Consider the following 21,661-nt stretch of genomic DNA (forward strand, 5'->3'; position numbering starts at 1 on the left):
TTGTGGCCCTGCGGCCTATTCGAGTACCACTTCGAGATCGAGGTGGCACAACCTGCGATAAATCTCTTCCTTGCGTTCACGCACTGCATGGTTCTGCGGTAACAACTCGCAGCAGCTATGCAGCAAATGCAGTACTTCCAGCGCAAGATCGGGCTCCCAGGCGTACAGGCCTGAGTCCTGTAACGTCTGGTCGAGGGTTTCGAGTTGGGTCTTGGCCAGTTCGTATTTTTTGGCCATGAAACACAGCCGCGCGAGGGCGAACTGCCAGAAGAATCGGACCCGCCCGCCTTGGGCACTTTGCAGGCCCTGCTTGAGGATCTGCACGGCGGCCTTGAGGCCATCCTTGCGCAGAATCGGCAAGACTTCTTCCAGGGCCAGTTCCCAGGCCGGCTGGGTATCGGCGACTGCGATCTTGCGCGGCGCATTGGCACTTTGCAGATGCGGCATGACATGGGCGCCGATCCAGACGCGGGTGGCCGGATCGGCAAACGGCGCGCCGTCATGGAAACGTAATTCGATGATGCCGGGCAGGCGCTGAACCAACAGTGCGAAGTGGATTTCCACTTCGCGCATCGCCATCTCGGCGTTCAGCCCCTGAAGGCATTCCCAGACCATTCGCTGGCCATCGAACCAGAACGGCGCCTTGGCCAGGCTCGCCTCCAGCTCCACCAGCAGATCAGCGTATTTCCCTTGGTCGTAGCGGTCCTGACAGGCCTTGAGTTTGTCGGCCGGCAGCCCGCGCAGCACGGTGATCTGCTCGGCGTTACGCTCGGGCACCGCATCGATGGGCAGCCACAGCAGCGTGCGATTCAGGCGCAGGGCGCGCAGGTCGGTGGCTTTCTGCTTGAGCCACCAGGCGCACAACGGACGAGCATTTTCCTGCTGGGCACGCAGGGCCTTGTGGGCTTCTTTCTCGTTGTCGATCGGTGCGCCGGGGGTGAACAGCTGGGTCGCGGCCTGCTTGACCTGAGCCACCGCGGCACCCACCACGCCGGGCTCCGGCTGATTGTCGGCGGCACGCTGAACCATGTTCTTCAAGCGACGGGAGATTGGCAGCAGCAATGGCGCGTCGTCGCCCAAGTGTTCAGTGCAGGCGGCGTCGAGGCCTTCGAGGTGTTCGACCAGACGGCGGAACAGCGGCAGTTGCTCTTTGATCGCGACGTTTTCGTTCAACACCTGCTCAAGACGCGGCACCAACCAGCTGATGGCGGCAGCGCGGGTGCGGGCCTTGTTCGGGTGGATCTCGGCCCAGTGGTTTTCACAGAGGTGGTGCAACAAACCGAGGCCGGCCAGCAGCCCCTGAAAAGATTCGCGCTGGTACAGCGCCCAGGTCAGCCAGGCGCCGACACGCAAATCCTTGGACTGGCTACGCAGCAGGTTTTCACTGTTTTCGCGGATTTTCTGCCAGTCGATCTGACCGCTTTCGTGCATGGATCGGGCTTTGCCCAGCTCGCTTTCCAATGCCTCGTATTCGCTCGAAAAACGAACGTCCTCGCCCGCGAAATTCTCTGTGGAAACAGAGGTTTTTACGAGTTCAAGGTAATGGGCAGAAAGTTTGCTGGAGTAAGACATCCGTGGCCTTCAATTAGGATTACAGTTTGACGGCCAATTGGAGTTGCAATGACGCGGGACAGTATTAAAGAGCTGCGATGAATCTCATCCAATTGAGTTCGTGCTCTTTAAAGTCGCGCATCCCAACCACAACAATGGCGTTAACAACAAGACAGCGTCTTCTCTGTTGGTCGTAGGAAATTTCCCTATATGGCGCAAGGATAATCCCTGAAACCGGATTATTAGTTCACCAGCCAGCCAATCGGCCCAGAACCATCGAAATAGAGCCGTTTCTTCGAAGCACGCATAATCATTGCCGTATTCATTGTCGATTCGCTCCTGAGGCAGGTGCGAAGGATGCCAAAAAAATAATAGGGTGAATGTAGGATCATTCCGAAATGTACGTAAATCTTCGAATAAAACGCCAAGGGAAACTGACAATTAAAATGCCATCATATTGACGGAACTTGTATGGATTTGACCTCCCCAATGCAACGGACCGGCCCATAACTGCGCCTTCTCACGTTTTTATTAATGACTCCGACATAACTTCACGCCCCTCTCGGTCGCCGTCGCATTATTTTGAAATGCGGAAATTTCGGACTTGTTCTCAAGAACCTTCCTACATCAATACTTTTGACGCCTTGTTAGCGTGCCCGGTAATTCGCGCTTGCCCGGATCCCGTATGGCTTGGGCACCGCAATTCATTTCCTCTCTCAGCTTAAGGACGAGCTAAAAAAGCAAAAGGATAAGCGCATGTTCGCTCCAGCTAATGCCCCTCAATTCACCCTTGTGATCCCAACGGTTCACAACGACTTTAAAGTGCTGGCCTTTGAAGGCACTGAAACCATCAGCGCCTTGTATTCCATTAAGGTCGATCTGGTCAGCGAGGACCCGGATATCGATCTGGAGAGCCTGCTCAGCCAACCTGCATTTTTGCAATTCGGCCTTAACGGCGAAGGTATTCATGGCCACATCGTAGCGGTGTCCGTGGGCGATGTCGGCAAACGCCTGACCCGCTATAGCGTGAACCTGGTACCGGCGCTGTACTACTTGCAGTTCTGCCACGATCAGCGGATTTTCCAGGGCCAGACGGTGCCGCAAATCATTGCTCAAGTACTCGAGGGGCATGGCATCCAGGCCGATGCATTTACCTTCCACGTCAAAACGAGTCCCGAGCGCGAATACTGCACCCAATACCGCGAAACTGATTTTGAGTTCGTCCGGAGGTTGTGCGCCGAGGACGGCATTGCGTGGCATCACCAGCATTCTCGGGAAGGCCATTTGCTGGTGTTCACCGACGACCAGACCTGCTTCCCCACGTTGGGCGAAACGCCGTATCGGCAAGACTCCGGCATGGTGGCGGAGCATCCGGTGGTCAGTCAGTTATCCATGGGTTTCAGCACCCGCCCCAGCATAGTCACCCGCCGCGACTACGACCTGAACCGCCCCAGTCGGTTGCTGGAAACTCGCTTTACCGCTGGGTTCAGTCCCGAGCTTGAAGACTATGGTTACCCGCTCTATTTCGGCAGTGAAAAACTCGGCAAACAACTGGCCCGACAGGCACTGGAACGGCACCGAGTCGATTATCAGTTGGCAGAAGGTGAAAGCGACGAGCCAACGCTGCGCAGTGGCCACTTTTTCGGGCTGAGGGAACACCCACACGAAACGTACAACGATCTATGGCTGCTGCTCAGTGTTACCCACACTGGAAAAAGCCCCCAGGTGCTAGAAGAGTCAATCACAAACGCCACCGAACCCGAGGACGGTTTTACCCAGGGCTACCGCAACAGCTTTAGCGCGATTGCGTGGGACGTGTTTTATCGGCCACCAATGCCCGCACCGAGGCCGATGCTGAACTGCCAGACCGCTCGCGTCACCGGACCTGTCGGTGAAGAGATCTACTGCGACGAATACGGTCGCGTCAAAGTCGAATTCCATTGGGACAGAGCTGAGTACAACAGCGAAAAAAGCAGTTGCTGGCTGCGGGTGGCGTCCGGCTGGGCGGGGGACAATTTCGGCGCGGTGACCATTCCGCGTATTGGCATGGAAGTCCTCGTCACCTACCTCGAAGGCAACCCCGATAACCCGCTGATAACCGGATGCCTGATCAACAAGGTCATGCCCGCGCCCTACCCCTTGCCCGAGAACAAAACCAAAACGGTGCTGCGCAGCCAAAGCTCCCCCAGCACAGGCGGTTACAACGAACTGTCGATTGAAGACCGCGCCGGGCAGGAGTTGATCTACCTGCGTGCTCAGCGGGATATGGAGCAGAAGGTTGGAAACGACAGTCGGCTGGAAGTAGGCAATGAACGTCGAGTCACCATCAAGGGCGACAGCATTAGAGTGGTAGGGGCTGAAGAGCACATCACTGTCACGTCGGATCGCAAGATTCAGGTTAACGCCAGCGACTACCTGCATGTCGAAGGCGACCGCCACACAAGAGTCGATGAAACGCTGGTCGTCGAAGCGGGTGAGCACGTGCATATCAAGGCAGGCACACACCTTGTGATAGAAGCGGGTGAGAGCATTTCCATAAAAGTCGGCGGTGAGCACATCGTGCTTAACCCTGACGGTATTTTCAGCAGTCACGCGATTGAGCTCGGCAGTGCTCCAAAGCCGGGTTCTGCGGCACATACGTTACTGCAGGGGGCCGCAGCGGGGTTGTTGGTATCCGTCGCACCTGAGCCACCACCATCAGAAGAAAATGAAACGGATGAGCTGGAGGAAGAGGAGGAAGAAGTCGAAGAGGAAGGGATTACTTTGCGGATTGGGGTGTTTTTTGATGGGACCGGGAATAACCGGTCCAACAGTGAGAAGGTCGCAGGGTGTTATGCGCGGGATGTGAATTTGCTGGATGAGGCTGAGGATATTCAGCGGTTTTGTCAGGCGCATGGGTATGACGGTTTGGGGAACACGCCGGATAACAGCTATGGGAATGACGCGAGTAATGTGGCGAAGTTGTATAAGCTGTATACCGATGACAGCCAGCGGCAATTGGATGATGAAGAAACCATAGGTTTCATCCCCGTTTATCTGGATGGCATTGGTACTAGCAGTGGTGAAGGGGATTCACGTTTTTCGCTAGCAACAGGCGTCGGCGCACACGGTGTATTGGCGCGTGTTGCGCAGAGCCCAGCACTAATTCTTGAAAGGGTCGAGCATTTCAAACTGTCTAATCTTGATCGAAAAGTTGAACGTGTTGAGTTCGATATCTTCGGTTTCAGTCGCGGTGCCGCAGCTGCGCGGCATTTTGCCAATGAAGTACAAAAGGGAGAAAAGAATCCATTGGCAGCGCTGCTACCCGCCAATGCGACGTTGTTTACCGAGGATTTTTCCTGGCGCACCAACACCGATGTCTCCATCAACTTTATCGGCATCTTCGACACTGTTGCCGCCATAGCAAGCATCTCCGACGGCGACGTCAGCGCTCACAATGCAAACAACCCCGGCGTCAATTTGTACCTTGCACCTGACATCGCAAAAAAAGTCGTGCATTTGGTGGCTCGGGACGAGCGCCGCCACAACTTTTCGCTCAACAACGCCGGTGCTGCCGACATCGAGCTGCCCGGCGTCCACTCCGACTTGGGTGGAGGGTATATACCAAACTTCATTGAACGAGTTCTGCTTAGCAAGCCGCGCTGCAGCCGCGACATGGAACTTTCCGTGCCTTCCACAGCGTCAACCGCCTATCGTTGGGCTGAGCAAGAGCTAGGTCGCCTTCAGGATCAACTTAACCTGTATGGGCTTGCACTGGAGGTGCAAACCTGGGCGGTGGAGGTAACCAACAACGCAAAAGGCGACAGATCCAGGTCGAAAAATGTGTATGCAGCAGTACGCAGCCATCGAACTGTGCGCAACGATCTGGCGTTGGTTTACCTGCGAATCATGCGCGAGTTGGGGGCCGCGCACGACGTCCCGTTCAAGGTTATTGACGAAGAGGATCAAACGTACGCATTACCGACAGAGCTGAAACCGATTGCCGAAAAACTGATGGCTTATGCGTTGGGCGAAACTCGCCGCACGAACCTGAGCCTCGACGAAGAGGAGTTGCTCTACCGCCGCTACATCCATCTGTCTGCCAACTGGAATGCTGCCAAAGGCTGGAACAACAGCGATCTGAACATCGTGTTTATTAATCGACCTGCGGAAAACTATAAGCGCGCGGTGCATTCCGATGCGTAAGCGCTCATACATGCTTAAGACCGGCTGTGCGCTGCTATTCGCGTTATTAGGAGGATGTGCCTCTTACGAAAGCAGATCATTACCTTACGACGCGTGGAGCCTCAATTTTTTTAACCCAGACTATATGGAGGTCTGGATTGAAACCGCTGACGTCGTGGACATCAATGACCATGTGTTCCGGGGTGCCGGTAGCGGAATCCCCTCGACTGGCTATCCCCGAGGGCTCAGTAAAGGCATACCCGCTCTCTTCAAGGGCGATGCAAAAGGCTGGTTTGAGCATCCAACAGGAAAGGGGCGATATGTAACGGGGGCTGACCTGCCTCGTTTGGTCTATGTGCGCTGGCAGTCCATGGCAGAGCCGCAGACCTACGAGGCCTACATCGAGATCCCCCAATCGGCGCGAAACACCATGCTTAAAGATGAAGCAGCTTTTTGCGGTGCGGTAGGCAAATGGAAAACCGATTACCGAAAGTTTTTGACTGTCGGCTTGGCGCCAGGAGGAGTCGCCAAAGTGTGGTTGGGTGGGGCCTGTCTTCAATCGACCGAAGTCACCCGAGTCCAAGGCACGATCAGTCCCAAAGGCCCCTACGGGGGCACATCCAACGGGAAACACCGCCCGCTTTCAGAAGAATCAAAAGCCTACATCGACAAGTTCGGAATTCCCTATGGCAGTTGGTAGGCATGCAAACATTTTCGATGGTTAAACACCGCCCGACAACGCCTGTTTAAAACACCTCAAAGTTACGTCCTGCAAGCTACAACACCTTGTGCCGTTGTCTACAGTTACGCCAGAATCCGCCGGCTTGTGCGCCTTGGGGCCGGTCGGTAACTTGGTTCGTATCACTGATCGTAAGAAGAGAACCAGGTCGGATAACCCACCAAGCAGTAAATAACCCTGATGGCGTGTTCCTCCCCATCGGGGTTTCTCGTCCCGAGCACACAGTTGGGAGCATAGAAACCAACACAGTTATCTTCCCTGCTTCCGGAACACATGTAGGACGCGTCTGATTTGGTCTCCTTGGTCTTGAAGTACCTTTCTGCCTCGTTACTTGCACAGGCACACTCAATGTTGAGTTGGTGCGGCACATCGCTCAAGGCAGCGCGCGCCTATAAACAGGGAGTTCAATCAGATTATGGCTACTCGACACAATAAAAAATGGTCCGTGGCATTTGGGTGCTATTGGGTCGCCATGCTCACACTCGTAGCTAGCGCTTCTGTTCGGGCTGAATTTTGCCGCTATGGTCGCTGCGAATTCGGCCCCCTTGATTACTCGGCAACAACTGGATTTGGGTTGCTCTTCACAACGGTCGGGCCGTTTGTTTCGACGTCGGACGCCACCAAGAATGGCCTCTCTAAACACTACGTCCAGGCGGTGAAGGACGATGCCGCCGCTTATATTGCTTCCGACGGCGATTTCGATGGACCCATGCTTGAATCCGCATGGCGCGCGCACTTGGAGCAGCACGCTGATCTTCAGCCAAGTAAGAAAAAGTTTGCCCACATGGTATTAGCTGACTATGGATGAGCCGGAGACGGTGGCGATTCTCGCCAAACAACAGAACCGAGTCAGCTGATCCGCCACACGAAAATACAAACGCGACTGACGATGCGGTCAATGAAAAACACCCTCGCCACTAATGCCAGTCAGTTAAGGTGCTAAACCTGTGGGAGCGAGCTTGCTCACGATAGCGGAGGTTCAGTCAACATTGATGTGAATGTAATGCTGCCATCGCGAGCAAGCTCGCTCCCACAAGGATGCGGTTTTCCTGACTGGCCCTGGATTGAAACAGCGGACGTCGTGGATATCCAGAAGCGCGTTTCACGAAGAGCCGGCTCCGGGATTGCTTCGGTACACACTCCCAGTGACAACAAGGGCAAGCCCGCAGGCTGGCCAGACAACTTGGCGCTCAGCCGCATGGCCGATGGGGTGCATTGTTGATGACGCGAGCGCTGAATCATTCACAAGCGCAGGAGATGGCGGCGCATAGCGCCAAGGTGTAGCCAGTACAGATCATTCCCACGCAGAGCGTGGGAATGATCAAAGACCTACAGAAACTCAATCAAACATTCGGGCAAGGCACCGGTGCCCAGTCGCCCAGGTCCGGGTTCTTGCACATGCTGTTGACCTGAGTGGTGCCGGCGCTGGCGACCTGCTTGCTTTCATCCTGTTTGGCCTTGGCGGTCTGCAGGGTTTTTTCGGTGGTCACCGCTTCTTTCGGCACGGTTGGCAGCACCGGTTTTTTCGCCGGTTTCACTGCTTTCTTGCTCTTGGTCGGCGCGACGACCGGCGTGATGTCGGCGGTTGCCACAGTGACCACGTCGGTGCGCTGCACGCCTACTTGTTGCAGGTCTTTTTCGTAGGCCTGGGTGTAGTTGTTCAGGTCTTCGCTGGCTTTACCGTTTACCGCGACGATCAGGTCGTTGGACTCTTTGAGGCCCGCGACGATTTCCGCCAGGCGCTTGCGGCCTTCGGTGTCGTTGACGGTCTTGGCCTTGCGGTCGGCGACCAGTTTGGTGAACTCGGTCTGGTAGCACTGTTGCGAGGTCTTGGCGTACACGGTGCTGCGGTCGATATCGGCGGCACTTTTGTTGACGTCGGAGGCATAGGACGCGATGCGCTGGTTGTCATCGGCGATCTGCTTCTGGCGCTCGGTGTAGTAACCGGCCGCGCCGCCCACCACGGCACCACCCGCCGCACCGATGGCGGCGTTGCGGCCACGGTTCTCGGAGTCGGTCAGGGCGCCCAGCAGTGCTCCGCCGACAGCGCCGACGGCCGCGCCGGTGACGACCGACTTGGTCATGTTCGAATCAGTGGCACGCAGGTGCTGCACCGGCTCGTAGCAGTTGGGGTAGTACTCGACCTTGGTGCTCGAGGCGACCTTGGAGGTCGGCGACGTGGCGCAACCGCTCAGTACGGTGCTGAAGCCGACGGCCATCAGCAGCAAGTGACGCTTGGAAAGCGAAGCAAAAGGTTTACGGGAGGAAAGCATAGTTGTGTTCTCTTTTAAGTTTGACCAGCTCAGCACGGCCCACCGCCGCCTGAGCCCCTTCCAAGCTCGCTGTACAACGAACGATCAAGACCGCTGAGCGCTCGATGCGAGCAATTCCTTCAATATCGCCGCCGGGTCGGCTCGTCGTTGCTGACGATAATCACCGACATGGCGAACGAATAACGTCGCGCGCGTGACCAGGCTTTTGCCCAGTACCGGCTTGCGCTCCAACTCTTCCTTGATGCGTTGCAACTGCGCCTGAATCACGGCATCGGTGTAGCGCGTGCCGGTCGCCAGGTTGTCGATGTAGATCGCCACCGCGCCGTCCAGCGCGCTGCGGCCATTGTCGATGGCGGTAGCGAACAGCTTGGCGCTGGCCTCGTCCTTGGCATCCACGGCCTGCTGGCGACTCTTGTGTAAATTGGTCAGGCGAATGTTGTAGTTGTTGATGGTCTCGGCCACCAGGGCCGCCGACTGGATCAGGTTGCCGGCCGCTTCCTCGCGCTGCTGGGCGATGAGCGAGACGTTGCGCTTGAGCTCTTCGTTGACCAGCCCCAACTCGGCTTGCAGGCGCGGGTCGACGCTGGCGGCGATGATGCTGTCCAGGCGTTTGGTCGGGTCTTGGGCGTCGTCGATGGCATCGGTCAGCGAAGCCAGCCGACCTTCTTTCTGCCATTGGGCAAACAGTTCCTTGTAGCGCGAACGTGGCGCCGACAACGCGCCAATCGCGACCCGGAAGCCGGTGGTTTCGTTGTTTTGCTCGGTGCCGTCGGCGGCGAACAGCGGGTACTCGCGGCGCATCCCGGAGAACAAGGTGCCCTCGCCTTCCAGGTAATTGCCGCCCTTGACCACGAAGCCGCCGTAGGTGCCTTGGCGGCGTCCGGCGTGCACGAGCTGGAAGGACTCCTGGACCATCTCGGCGGCGTTGCCGATCACGTCGAACAGGCCGATGGGGTTTGGCAGTTTGGTACCGATCGGCATCAGGCGCGCTGCCTGGCCGGTGCCACCGGCGACCTGATTGAAGACTGCCCAGTCCGCCAGTGGTCCATCGCTTTCGCTGCCTTCCAGACGCCGGGGAAACAGACGCCCTTCCAGGTCCTGACGGCTAACGGCCTGCCCGCCACGGGCAGCAAACTCCCATTCGACCTCGGTCGGCAAGCGCACAAAACCCAGCCCGCCCTCTTCCGCCGAGGTGCCGCGACCGCTCACCGGTAGCAGGTCTTTGTGGTATTTCATCAGCCAGGCGCTGTACACCGCCGAGAAGCGTTCGGCCTCGAAGCGCGACAATTTCACCTTGGGCAAACGCCCGGCCATGCCTTGCGGGGCCTCGGCTTGCAATGCCTCGCAGGCCGGCGCCGGCTCGCCACTGGCCAACGATTGCGCCTGGGCCATGACCTGGGCGTATTGGCGGGCGGTGACTTCGTATTTGCCGATGAAATAGAGCATCGGTTTGAGCGGGGTCTTGGCGTCCGTCTTGGGCATCAACGGCGTGATGGTCTTGCCCCAATCCTTGGGCAGATCCTTGAGGGTGAACTGGCCGTTGATAAAGTCCCGGCGGTAACCGGAGATGAACGACTGTTGATAACCGGACTCGCCCTCGCTGAATGGATAGCCGAGGCTGATCTCGCGGTCGTCCAGAGTGCCCTGCGCCAGGATATAGACGTAACGGAACACCATTTGCCCTTCGCACGGCAGCGGCAGGCTGATGTCATCGGGCAATGGCTTTGGGTTGTCCAGTTTGTCGGTGCTTTCATCAGCCCAGACCATGCTGGCCAGGCTCAGCGCCACGGCGGCGCCCAGTAACTTATACATCTCGGATTCCTTCACACGCTTGGATACGCGCCACTCGCCAGCCACCACAGACGGCCGCCACGGCGCTGACGCCGAGCACGGCCGCCAGGGCCAACGCGTAGTGACGCGCCAGCAGATGACTGGCGTACTCGCCCGGCACCTGCGCAAATAAATGGTTCAGACCCGATTGCGCCAGGCCATACAGCACGGCACTCAACAGGGCGGCAAGACCGGCGCTGTACAGTGCCTGCACTACCACAAACAAGAGCAACGCCGCCGTGGAAAACCCCAGCAGGCGCAACACCGACAACGCTCGGCGCTTGCGCTCGACCGCCGCCAACGCGCCAGCAAAAATCGCCGCGAACGCTCCCGCCAAGGCCAATCCGGCGATAATCCAGAACACGATCGACAGGTTGCGGCTCAGCGATTGCACCTGGGCGATGGTCTGGGCCTGGGTCGAGACCAGCAGATTCTGTGCAGCGAAGTACTGACGCAACGGCTCGACATCCTTGAGGCTACTGGCGTACAGGCGAAACGCCGGATACACCCGCTGCTCCGTCACGCCCACCGCATCACCTGGCCAACCGAACGCTGGCACGGCGCGACCGTCCCGATAATCTTCAGCCGCTTCCAGTAACGCCAATGACGCGAACAATCCGTCCCGGGCGAAGGCTTCCAGCGGCAGAACACGCAGCACCTGGACGCGAGTGCGCTGAGCCTCGCCACGACCAGCGACCTGCCGACCAAAACTGGCCTGTAGCCAATCACCGGCCTTGGCCCCGAGTTTTTCGGCGGTGGTCTGGCTGAGCAGCACCTGACCCAGCCCCTGGGGCACCGGCAGACTGCCGAGCAAGGGATCGTTGGCGGCGGTGGGGATCATTTCGACGGTCACGGTCGAAGCGCCAGCGGTCAAATCCGTCGTTGCGGCAATCTGCCGGGTGCGCGGCAAGGCGAAAGCCACGTCACTGCGCTGGTTCAACTGTTCGATAAACGCGGCACTGAACCGACCGCCACCCAAGGGAATGATTTCCCGGGTGGCCGGGTCGTTTTCCAGGCGCTCGGTCAAGCTGCTGACCAGGCCGAATTTCAAGCCGAACAGCACCAGCAGCGGAGCGATCACCGCCACCAGCGCCAGTACCGAACAAGCCGACAGCCACGCATCGTTGCGGTAATCCTGCCAGGCCAGAGAAGCCACCAGCGCGCTGCGCATCAGCAGGCCTCCCCGAGAACGGCGGTGACACCGCCATCGATGTCGCGATGACAACTGATGCGCCGCACCTGTAAACCGCTGGCGCGGGCCAGTGACTCGTCGTGGGTGGCGACGACGCAGCACACGCCATGTTCGCGGGCCTGGGTCACCAGCAACTGCATCACGCGCTCCGCGTTCAGCGGATCGAGGGCGGCGGTCGGTTCATCGGCCAGCAGCAGATGTGGCCCATGGGCCAGGGCGCGAGCACAACTCACCCGTTGCCGTTGGCCGACAGACAAATCACCCGGCTTTTTGCCCAATTGATCGGCGATATCCAACGCCCCGGCCAAGCGTTCCACGCTACCGTCGTCTTTCAAGCCGAGCAGTTTGCGCGACAGGTCGATGTTGCCGCGCACGTCCAGAAAATCCAGCAGGCCACCGGTTTGCAGCACGTAGCCCAAGTGCCGGCGACGCAGGTCCGCCAAGGCACTTTGCGCATCAGCGCGCCACAGCCGGGTGATGTCCGTCCTGGTTTGGCCGGGCGAAAAATCAAACTGCCCGGCCTGATCCGGCGCCAGTACCAGCGCCAGCAAATCGAGCAACGTGCTTTTGCCGCAGCCACTGGGACCGACCACCGCCAATTGTTCACCGGCATGCAGTTGCAGCCGTGGAATCATCAGGCTGTAGCGTTGGTGGCCGGCGCCCCGGTGTTTGTGCACTGCGCTCATGTTCAGCATCACGGCAGCGTCGACAACGGAACGCGATACAAGGCATCACCCGGTTCGGCATCGCCGAAACGCACCCAGTTAGCCAAGTCGTTGTGGAAGGTTTCGTAGAGGCGGATCTTCGAATCCAGCTCGTCAATAAAGTCCTCTTGCTCGGCCACGCTCAGCGAAAGCCACAAATCCTGGGTCATGTTCAGCGACTTGCTGCGGTAAGGCAGCCCTTCCAGGTACTCACCCAGAACCCCGCCATCGGCCAGGTTGCCACCCTTGCGCAAGGCCGAGGGATCGCGGCTCATGTAGGCACTGGCGCTGGCGATTTCCTGGAAGAAATTCTTCGGCGAGGTCTGGGTTTTGCGGGCCGCATCGACGATCAGTTTCAGCGATTGCTGCAAGTCGTTGAGCTGCAACTTGGTCAGCATCACGCACACCTGGAACGCCGGCAGTGCCGGGTTGGTCAGGTCGCGGTCGGCGGTCCAGGCGCTGACCAGTTGCGGCGCCTGGCTGGCGGCTTTACGCCCCAGGAAGTCCATGTGCATCGCGTAGCCGACGGCCGCCGATTTGTCAGTCAGGCTCGGCGCGGCGCTCAGCAGCGGCACAGTTTGCGGCTTGTTGCCACGCACCTGATGCACCAGATTGGCAAACACCGAACCGATCTCGTCGACCCGCTCACCGAACTTGCGCACATCGGCGCCCGGCACCGGAATGTACAGGTCGCCGATCTGCGGGTTGGCGTCGGCGGTCAGGGTGCGATATTGGCTTTGCGCACCACCATGGGTTTTCTTGCCGGCATCGCTGAGCAGGTGCAAGGCGTAGATCTTGATCTGCTTGCCCTGCGCGGCCTGGCGCACTTCGGCTTCGTTCATTTGCGTGGCGGCATACGGGTCGTTTTTGCGCAAGGCACCGGCATCGGTGACCAACAGGATCAAGCGCCCGCCATAGCCGGACCAGTCCATGCCCTCGACCGCTTCCATCACACCGGCAAACGCATCTTCGTTGAACGAATGGCTAGAGACCGTGGACGCTTTGACCTGCCGCGCCAGGTCCATGAAGCGCTGTGGGTCGCGGCCCTGTTCCAGGGTGATCAAGGTTTTAGCGACGTATTCCAGACCCGGTGTTTTCTGCGTGCTGCTGCGAAACCCTACCAGGCCGAAGCTGACACTGTCCTGCTCGCCCCGCTCGGCGATGCGGGTTTGCAGTTGGTGTACGACGTCGCGGACCTGATCGATGTAGGGCTGCATGGACACGGTGGTATCAACGACCAACACCACGGCGGTGCGGAACGCGTCGGCGTTAGCAGTAGTGATTGGCGTGTTGTTGGCTGTGACCTTCGGCGCATTGCCAGGGTCGATGGACGCCACGTTCAGCAACTGCACCGACTGGCCGTTCTCATCGAAGCTCTCGCGCGAATCGAAAATTGGCAACAGGTAAAACTGATTCTGCGGCACCGCACTGGCGGCCGGTTCCAGGGCCAGTACCTGCTGGTTGTCTTCGCGATTCTGCTGGGCCTTGAGCAGCAGGTTTTTTGCCGTCGACGGATCTGCCAGCAGTTTCTCCACGTCACCGGGCTGACGCAGGAACATCACCGGCGCACGGCCGGAGCGTTCGGTGAATTTAAGTACCAGGCTTTGCTTCCAGTCGCTGACTTGCGCGGCCGGCAACCAGCCGTCACTGCGCCCGTCGGTGGCGGCGCCGACACGCAACCACGCGCTGCCATCCACCTCTTTGCGCTGATAGACGTAAAGCACCGAGAACGCCGGCAAGGCCTTGTCAGGTGTGGCCCCCGGGTCGCTGGCGAGTTTCGCCCCTGGCTTGCTGAGTACTCGCTGGAACAAGGTCTTTTTGCCGGTCATCAGCAGCGGACGCTGACCGCCATCGACCTCCGTCGCCACGAAGGGCTTTACGGGTGGCGCCACGGTCGGCGGCGCACTGGCCGGCGGTGAAACCACCGGCACCTTGGCATCGGCTTCGACGTCACCGGACAGCCACCAATAACCCGCGCCGCCCAAGGCCAGCGCTACGGCTACCGCGACGGCGGCGAGTGCGAGCACCGGCCCCTTGCGCGGCTCCGAGACTGTGGGGTGCAGCGTCGGCTTCACCGTTGGCGCAACAGGCTTGGGTCGAGGTTGTGGCTGCACGGGGCCGGTCGGTATATCGATGGACACTGGCGTCAGTCCCGCCAGGTCATTGCTCACCGCAATCGGCAATACCGGAATGGGCAATGGCCGGATGGTGGTCGCTTCAACCGATTCCCTAGGCAAATTATCCAGCGCCTGCAACAGCGCCGCTGCATCCGGGTAACGCTCGGCCGGATCCTTGGCCAACAGCTTGCGCAGTACCTCTTGATAACGACCGTGGTGCACTGGCAGTTCCGGCAACGGTTCGGTCAAATGCGCCAGGGCCGTGGAGAGTGCGTCGTTACCGGTATACGGCAGTTTGCCGACGAGGATTTCGTAGAGCACCACGCCCAGGGCATACAGATCGGCCCGGCCGTCAATGTCCTGACCGCGCGCCTGTTCCGGGCTCATGTAGCTGGGGGTGCCGACAGCGAAACCGGCCTGGGTGAACTGAGTGCGGTCGTCGAGAGACTTGGCGATGCCGAAGTCCGACAGCACCGCCGTGCCATCGGCGCGAAACAGAATATTCGCCGGTTTGACGTCGCGATGCACCAGCCCCAACCCATGGGCATAGCCCAGGGCCGAGGCGATCTGGCGGACGTAGATCAGGCCTTGCTCTGGTGTCAGGCCAGCGGCTATACGCTCCTTGAGCGTGCCGTTGGGCAGGTATTCCATGGCCATGTAATACAGCTCACCGACATTGCCGATGTCATGGATGGTGACCGTATGCGGGTGAGACAGGCGCGCCAGGGTTTTGCCTTCGCGCAGGAAGCGCTCGCAGAAACTCGGGTCGGCCGCCAGCGCGGCGGCCATGACCTTCAATGCCACCTTGCGTTCCAGCGAGCGCTGGGTCGCCAGGTAAACGCTGGCCATGGCGCCTTCGCCGATCTCATCGCCGATGTCGTAGCCCGGGATCAGAATGTTCGCGGTGAGGTTCATGAAGGCACCTTCACGACGATGACGGTGATGTTGTCCGGAGCGTCGCGCCTCAGGCCCAGGGACACCAGGCTGCTGGCGATTTCCCCGGGGTCGTCGTGGCCCAGCACCTCGGCGATTTCATGGTCCTCGACGGTCTTGGTCAGCCCGTCGCTGCACAACAGATAGCTGTCGCCGGGCTTCAACAGCAACTCGACCTTCGCCAGCTCCAGCTGTGCCTGGACCCCGATGGCGCGGGTGACAATATTGGACCGCGGATGCACCCGGGCTTCGGCTTCGCTGAGCAGGCCACTGTCCTGCAAATCCTGGACGTAACTGTGGTCCCGCGAGATGCCTTCGAGCAGGCCGTCACGCAGGCGATACAAGCGGCTGTCACCTGCCCACAGGCACACCCCGCGCAAGTCACGTGCCGCCAGCACCACCACCGTGCTGCCCATCATGGTCACGCCGCGGTTGGCGGTTTCTTCACGCACGGCGGCATTGACCCGCAACAGATCGGTTTTCAGCGCAGAGACGTATTCATCCAGCGAGCGGCCCACGGCAATGCTACGCAGGCTGTCGACAATCAGACTGCTGACGTAGTCGCCCGCCGCGTGCCCGCCCATGCCATCGGCGACCACCCACAGACCGTTTTCCGGCCGGTCCAGGCAAGCATCTTCGTTCACTTGGCGGACCATGCCGACATGGCTCTTGCTTGCAGACTTGAACGTCTTTCCAAGGCTTGGACACATCTACACAACACCTTCTTGGCCGAGCAAAAATTGCGCAAAATCAGCGGCGGCCGGCAGGCCCTGGCACCGCATCAAGCCGGGCGCGATGCGCTCCGAACCCTGGCCCCACCACAGGCTGAAGCCTTCGCAGGCCGACTCGGCGAGCGCATTCATCCGCCGTTGCGGGTCGGTGGCATCGAAGCGATGCAGGCTGGCGAATCGGCTGCTCGGGGTGCGTGGCAGATACATCGGGTAGCCCAAGGTCTCCAGCTGCGCGCCAAAGGCTTCGAAACTGGCCTCCACGTTCAGCGTACTCAGCAACAGGTTCTCCACCCGCTCAAACCAATTATCCGCACCGCCGACCACCGATGCCGGGTCCGCATCCGGGTCCAGCAGCACTGCGACGGTCAACGGAAAATACCGGCCAACTCGATCGATGCTCGGCATCACCACGCCGACGGCAGCGTCCGGCCCGCACACGCCAGGCGCGACCATGAAGCGCCACAAGGGACTGACCAGATAGGCGTCCAGCCAACGCTCGCCGAGGCTCGTCTGGCTGGCGAGCAGGCCAGCCGCCAGCCACGAATCCCAGGGGTCGATAAAACTCTTCGGCAAGCCACGGCTGACAAAGTCCCCGCGACTGGCCAGCTTTCCATAGAAGCCCGGTGTACTCATAACCGCTCCGGCAGGCTGAAACCGTTGAGCACACGACTCTTGAATGGGTTGAAGGCGCTGTTGGCCCGCAGCTCATAAGAAACGCTGGCGCCATCGACCCGCAGCCGCAGATTGAAGCGATCCGGCGAGTTGCCGGCGGTCAGGTCCGATTGTTCCAGCAGGCGGAACCAGGCCCAAGGCCCGTCCAGGGTAATGCCCGAACGACCGCTGGCCGAAGGCGGCATAATCGAAATCCGCACCACACCGATGCTGCCGGGGTTAGGCCATTGCATGGAGGTGGGGCGGCTCGGACCATGGTCGTAGCTCAATTGCTGGCCATCGAGGTCGAGCAAAAACTGGGTGATGGTGGCGTCCATCGCCACGGGCTTGAGTTCGAAGCGCACCATCGGCTGGGTGCCGCCGGAACGGAAAAACGCATCCCGGATGGTCGCTGCCCGCTGGAAGGTTTGCAGCACGCCCGGGGCGATGCCGAGCTTCTGCGCGGCGCCCGGTTGCCAGCGCCAGGCCTGGGTCGAGGTATCCACGTACGGCTGCAGGTATTTGCGGAAGTAGTTGTCCATCACCCCGCCCACGCCGAAGAACTGGCCGAAGTCGTCCAGGGTCGCGTCCCGCGCACTGCCCGGCGACATCGGATAACGCCCGGCCAGGGACTGGCGATAGATGTTCACCACTTCGCTGGTCCAGGCCGCGTTCAGTTGATTGCGTACTCCGCCCATCATGCTGTTGGTGGTGGAGTTGACCACCGACTTGACCAGGCCCTGCACCAGCGGCGGCTGACGCTCGGCGTTGAGGCTGACCCGTGTCGCGGCCGCCGTGGCCTGGTTCTTGGCTTCGCCGAGCAAGGCGTCGCCGCTGGCGCCGACCATGGCGCTGACCTGCACATACAGGGCGTTCATGTCGGCCAGAAGGCCGTCGATGGCTGCCGGCTCGCCTTCGCTTTTGCTGACGATGCTGTTGAGTCCGGCAAAATGCGCGGTGATTGGATCTTCACTGGCATCCGGCGTGTTTTGTGTCGCCTGCTCTTGGCCGAGCAAGCTGCCCAGACGCTCCTTGAGCTTGTCGACCCCGCCCTCCACCGGTGCGCCCTTGGCGGCCAGCAGGCGTTCTTCCTGTTGCAAGTCGGTTTCTTTTGCCACTGCCACCAGCAGTTTTTTCAACGGCGAGGTCGGGCCGGAAATCACCCGCAGCACATCGGCGGCCTGGGCCACGCTAGTGATCGGCACAAAGTCGATATCAGCCAGCAAGGCATCCCACTGGCGTTGGTAATCCTGGAAATACAGACGGCGCACGTCGGCGGCCAGGCTTGCAACGTTCTGTTGTTCTGCCTGATCGTTACCGAGGACCCACTGTTCCTCGGCCAAGGTGCCGGTCTGGCTCAGGCTGGTGAGCAAAAACCCTTGGCGGTAACCCTTGGCGGTGAAGAAACCGCTCAAGGGTTCGCCCAGTGGCTTGCCGCTCTTGCGGCTGAACACCAGCGCGGCATCGCGCCCGGCCGCTTCGTTGAGACGAAAGTCCGGGATGCCTTCCGGCAGTTTCTGCCGCTTGACCCGGTCATAGACGCGCTGGGCCACCGGCAGCTGCTGCAACTGTCGGCGCAGGTCGTCGATCAGGCGCGTGTCCAGACGTGCGGTGGGCGGATGGCGCTCGAACAGTGCCTGCAAATGCTCCCCGAGGGCTGCGCGCTGCTCGCCCGGCAAGTCGCGCGGCAGGCTGCGATCCCAGTCCAGGGCGATCCACGCCTTGATGAAGTCGGCATCGTAATGCTCGCTGTCGGCGAGCATCAGGTAGGCCTTCAAGCCTTCGTAAAGGAAATCCGAATTGCCGCCACCGTGCAGTTGCTCTTCGATGCGCGTGAGCAAGCGTGGCGCGAAGACCGCGATCAACAGCTTGCGATAGACGCTGCCAGACTCGGCTTCAAGCATGTTGCCCTGATACAGGCCCAGGCCTTCGGCCCAGCTCGGCGCGTCGTCGGCCAAATGCTTGACCGCGTTGAGCAAGGGCAACACCGCCAGCACGTCCCGTTGTGCCGGGCTGAGGTTCTGCACGGCCTGGCCCAGGGGCGCGACTTTCTGATCGACTTGCGCGATGTATGCCTGGTTGGCGCGGTAGCTGACCCACCACAAGGTCCCGACCACCAGCACCAGGGCCACGGTCGAGGCCAGCACGCCCCGGGCGATCCACTTGCGCCGACGTTCGACTTTCGGATTGACCCCCACCAGCCCACGCTCGGCAAAGGCCACGGCGCTGAAGAGTTTTTCAATGAAGTAACTGCGCCCGGTGCCGTTCTGGCGCGCCAGGTGCTGGCGGTCCAGGTTCATGCTCTGGGCCATGGAGCCGATCAGCCGGTCAATCGGGCTGCCTTCCTGGGTGCCGCTGGTGAAATACACCCCGCGCAACAGCACTCGCTCTTCGAAGGCGTTGGGTTTGAACACACCCTCGAGGAAGCCTTGCAGGCAATCCTTCAACGCGCCGAACTGTTGCGGAAAACCGTAGATCAGATCGCGTCGCGCCGGGTCGCGCTCCTGTTGCAAACGCTCCACCAAACGATCGTTGAGGCGCTGTTCCAGGCCGGTGAATTCGCTTTGCAGATGGGCCAGCGGGCTGTCATTGTTTTTGCCGTCGTCCAGGGCAAAGGTCATACCCCAGACCTGGGTCCGTTCTTCCTTGCTCAGGGTATCGAAATACTCCATGAACCCTGGCACCAGATCGAGCTTGGTCAGCATCAGGTAGATCGGAAAGCGTACGCCGAGTTGCGTATACAGCTCCTGGATACGCAGGCGGATCGCGGCGGCATGGGCCGCGCGCTCGGTGTCGCTGCCCAGCAGCAGATCGGAGAGGCTGATGGCGATAAACGCGCCATCGATCGGACGTCGGGCCCGCTGTTTTTTCAACAGGCCGAGAAAACCCAGCCACGCGGCTTTATCGACTGTCGCGTCGCTGTCCTGGGTGGTGTAGCGCCCGGCGGTGTCGAGCAGCACGGCCTGGTCGGTAAACCACCAATCACAATTGCGCGTGCCACCGACGCCGCGGACCGCACCGGCGCCCAACTGCGCCGCCAACGGAAAATGCAGCCCGGAATTGACCAGCGCCGTGGTCTTGCCCGAACCCGGCGGGCCGATGATCACGTACCACGGGAGTTCATACAGGTTACGTCGCTCGTCACCACCCAGCTTGGCTTTCTTCAACAACGCCAGGGCTTCATCCATGCGCTGGCGCAGGGTTTCGAGTTCTTCAGCAGTGGCGATACTGGTCGGGTCCGGCGGGGTTTGCGCCGCCAGGCTGCGCATCACTTCAGCGGCCTGACGGCGCGCCTGGATGATGCGAAACACTCGATAGGCGATCCACACCGCGAACAGCAGAATGATCAGCGCCCAGCGCCGGCCTTCAGGCACCAGGAATTCGAGCAGCGGCCCGACAAACCAGATGATCAGGCTCAGAGCGATCAGCCCCAGCACCGGAATGACCCAGCGGATGATAAAACTGAAAAACGCCTTCACTCGACCCCCTCCGCCAACACTGTGATTTCGACCCGACGGTTGCGTGCGCGGCCCTCTGTTGTAGCGTTCGAGGCCAACGGTTCGGTGTCGCTGCGGCCTTCGGCGCTGAAGCGTTCAGGCTGGCCGGTTTTGGCCGAAAGGATTTGCAGCACCGAAGTGGCCCGCGCCTCGGACAAGGCCCAATTCGATGGAAACCGCAAAGTGGCAATCGGGCGATTGTCACTGTGGCCAGTCACCCGGACCTGGCCCTTGACCTTACGAATGGCATCGGCGATGCGCAGCATCAGCGGCTGAAAATTGTCGACGATGCTGGCACTGCCCGAGGCGAACAGTTCATCGCCACGGATGGTCACCACTGAACGGTCAACGGCGTCTTCCACCGCTATCCGCCCAGCCTTGATTTCATCGGCAAGAAAGCCCGCCAGGCGTGGACGCTCGACCAGTTTCGGTTGCACCACCGGACGGTCGATGGCCTGCACCGGGATCTCACCCAGCGCATGGATATTTTTAAACACCGGCTCGGCATCGGCGGCCAGTTTCAAGCGCAGCCCGAACAGCAGTGCCAGCAGCAACGCCACGCCGATGGCCACGGCGATCCATGGCGGCATGAATTGCGCCAGCCGGTCGCGGGCCACGGTAACGCCACGCCAATGGGGCGACAGTTCACGCTCATAATCGCCACGGGCGCCGCGGATGACCGCACTGGTGCGCTCACGCAAGGCTTCCAGTTGGCTGCGACCGTCGTTCATGACCCGATAACGCCCTTCGAAACCCAGGCACATGCACAGGTACAACAGCTCCAGCAGATACAAACGTTCGCGGGGGCTTTGCAGGCAATGTTCCAACAGCTGGAACACCTTCTCGCCGCCCCAGGCTTCGTTGTGCACGGTGATTAGCAGGCTCTGTTTGCCCCAATCGCTGGCACCACCCCACGGCGTACTCAACACCGCTTCATCCAGGGCGGTGCACAAGGCATAACGGGCCAGCAACACATCGTTGCGCAATACGCCGGCAGCCTCGGCGCGCTCCTCGAACTGGCGCAGGTAGGCCAGCAATTGCGCCCGCAGGCTCGCCGGCGCCGGGTGAGCAATGGTGTTGCGCAAACGGGTCAGCAACGCCAGCAAGGGGCCAGCGGCGCTCTCCAGGGGGTTGAGACCTTCGGCCGTGCCGATCAAAAGCGGCGCGGCCGGCATCGAAAGCGGCGCGGCCTGGGCGCGACCCGCCTGCGGTCGGAGCGGGTCGGCGCCACGGCCACCGGGTGTCGGCATGAATTGGGTACGATCGTCGTTGCTCATTG

At 60.3% G+C, this 21,661-nt stretch carries 13 protein-coding genes; 3 read left to right on the forward strand and 10 right to left on the reverse strand.

Annotation, left to right across the window (positions count from 1 at the left end; genetic code table 11):
* Positions 1 to 15 precede the first annotated feature (15 nt).
* Positions 16 to 1,572, reverse strand: a complete 1,557-nt coding sequence (tssA, locus tag LOY56_RS26070) for a type VI secretion system protein TssA (protein ID WP_258618216.1) — start codon at positions 1,570 to 1,572, stop codon at positions 16 to 18.
* Positions 1,573 to 2,307: 735 nt separating this feature from the next.
* Between tssA and tssI the strand changes: the two genes are divergently transcribed.
* From tssI to LOY56_RS26085, 3 genes are all read left to right on the forward strand, one after another.
* Positions 2,308 to 5,736: a type VI secretion system tip protein TssI/VgrG gene (gene tssI / locus LOY56_RS26075; RefSeq protein ID WP_258622901.1), complete on the forward strand. Its 3,429-nt coding sequence runs from the start codon at positions 2,308 to 2,310 to the stop codon at positions 5,734 to 5,736.
* Positions 5,729 to 6,415, forward strand: a complete 687-nt coding sequence (locus tag LOY56_RS26080; RefSeq protein WP_258618217.1) for a DUF2931 family protein — start codon at positions 5,729 to 5,731, stop codon at positions 6,413 to 6,415. Before tssI ends, LOY56_RS26080 begins: the two co-directional genes overlap by 8 nt.
* 511 nt (positions 6,416 to 6,926) lie before the next feature.
* Positions 6,927 to 7,262 (forward strand): DUF2388 domain-containing protein, encoded by a 336-nt coding sequence (locus tag LOY56_RS26085; RefSeq protein WP_258618220.1) that lies wholly within the window; start codon positions 6,927 to 6,929, stop codon positions 7,260 to 7,262.
* Positions 7,263 to 7,797: 535 nt separating this feature from the next.
* On the opposite strand, the gene tagQ is transcribed toward LOY56_RS26085, so the two are convergent.
* The 9 genes from tagQ to LOY56_RS26130 all read right to left on the reverse strand — a co-directional run bounded on the left by tagQ (position 7,798) and on the right by LOY56_RS26130 (position 21,659).
* Positions 7,798 to 8,727, reverse strand: a complete 930-nt coding sequence (gene tagQ / locus LOY56_RS26090) for a type VI secretion system-associated lipoprotein TagQ (protein ID WP_258618223.1) — start codon at positions 8,725 to 8,727, stop codon at positions 7,798 to 7,800.
* An 84-nt stretch (positions 8,728 to 8,811) separates the two neighbouring features.
* Positions 8,812 to 10,539 (reverse strand): formylglycine-generating enzyme family protein, encoded by a 1,728-nt coding sequence (locus LOY56_RS26095; RefSeq protein ID WP_258618224.1) that lies wholly within the window; start codon positions 10,537 to 10,539, stop codon positions 8,812 to 8,814.
* On the reverse strand, positions 10,532 to 11,728 hold the full coding sequence (locus LOY56_RS26100; RefSeq protein WP_258618225.1) for an ABC transporter permease: 1,197 nt from the start codon (positions 11,726 to 11,728) through the stop codon (positions 10,532 to 10,534). The genes LOY56_RS26095 and LOY56_RS26100 overlap by 8 nt, the downstream gene beginning before the upstream one ends.
* Entirely contained in the window at positions 11,728 to 12,444 is a 717-nt protein-coding gene (locus tag LOY56_RS26105; RefSeq protein WP_258618226.1) for an ABC transporter ATP-binding protein, read from the reverse strand. Before LOY56_RS26105 ends, LOY56_RS26100 begins: the two co-directional genes overlap by 1 nt.
* A complete protein-coding gene (locus LOY56_RS26110; protein WP_258618228.1) occupies positions 12,444 to 15,485 on the reverse strand; it encodes a serine/threonine-protein kinase in 3,042 nt (1,013 codons plus the stop codon). The genes LOY56_RS26105 and LOY56_RS26110 overlap by 1 nt, the downstream gene beginning before the upstream one ends.
* A complete protein-coding gene (locus LOY56_RS26115; RefSeq protein WP_258618230.1) occupies positions 15,482 to 16,213 on the reverse strand; it encodes a PP2C family serine/threonine-protein phosphatase in 732 nt (243 codons plus the stop codon). The genes LOY56_RS26110 and LOY56_RS26115 overlap by 4 nt, the downstream gene beginning before the upstream one ends.
* Positions 16,214 to 16,867 (reverse strand): type VI secretion system-associated protein TagF, encoded by a 654-nt coding sequence (gene tagF / locus LOY56_RS26120; RefSeq protein ID WP_258618233.1) that lies wholly within the window; start codon positions 16,865 to 16,867, stop codon positions 16,214 to 16,216. It abuts the gene before it with no gap.
* Positions 16,864 to 20,364: a type VI secretion system membrane subunit TssM gene (gene tssM, locus LOY56_RS26125; protein WP_258618237.1), complete on the reverse strand. Its 3,501-nt coding sequence runs from the start codon at positions 20,362 to 20,364 to the stop codon at positions 16,864 to 16,866. Before tssM ends, tagF begins: the two co-directional genes overlap by 4 nt.
* Positions 20,361 to 21,659, reverse strand: coding sequence for a DotU family type VI secretion system protein (locus tag LOY56_RS26130; protein ID WP_258618238.1), 1,299 nt, complete (start codon positions 21,657 to 21,659; stop codon positions 20,361 to 20,363). Before LOY56_RS26130 ends, tssM begins: the two co-directional genes overlap by 4 nt.
* Between the last annotated feature and the right edge of the window lie 2 nt (positions 21,660 to 21,661).

The organism is Pseudomonas sp. B21-048 (genome assembly GCF_024748615.1).
Lineage (GTDB): Bacteria > Pseudomonadota > Gammaproteobacteria > Pseudomonadales > Pseudomonadaceae > Aquipseudomonas.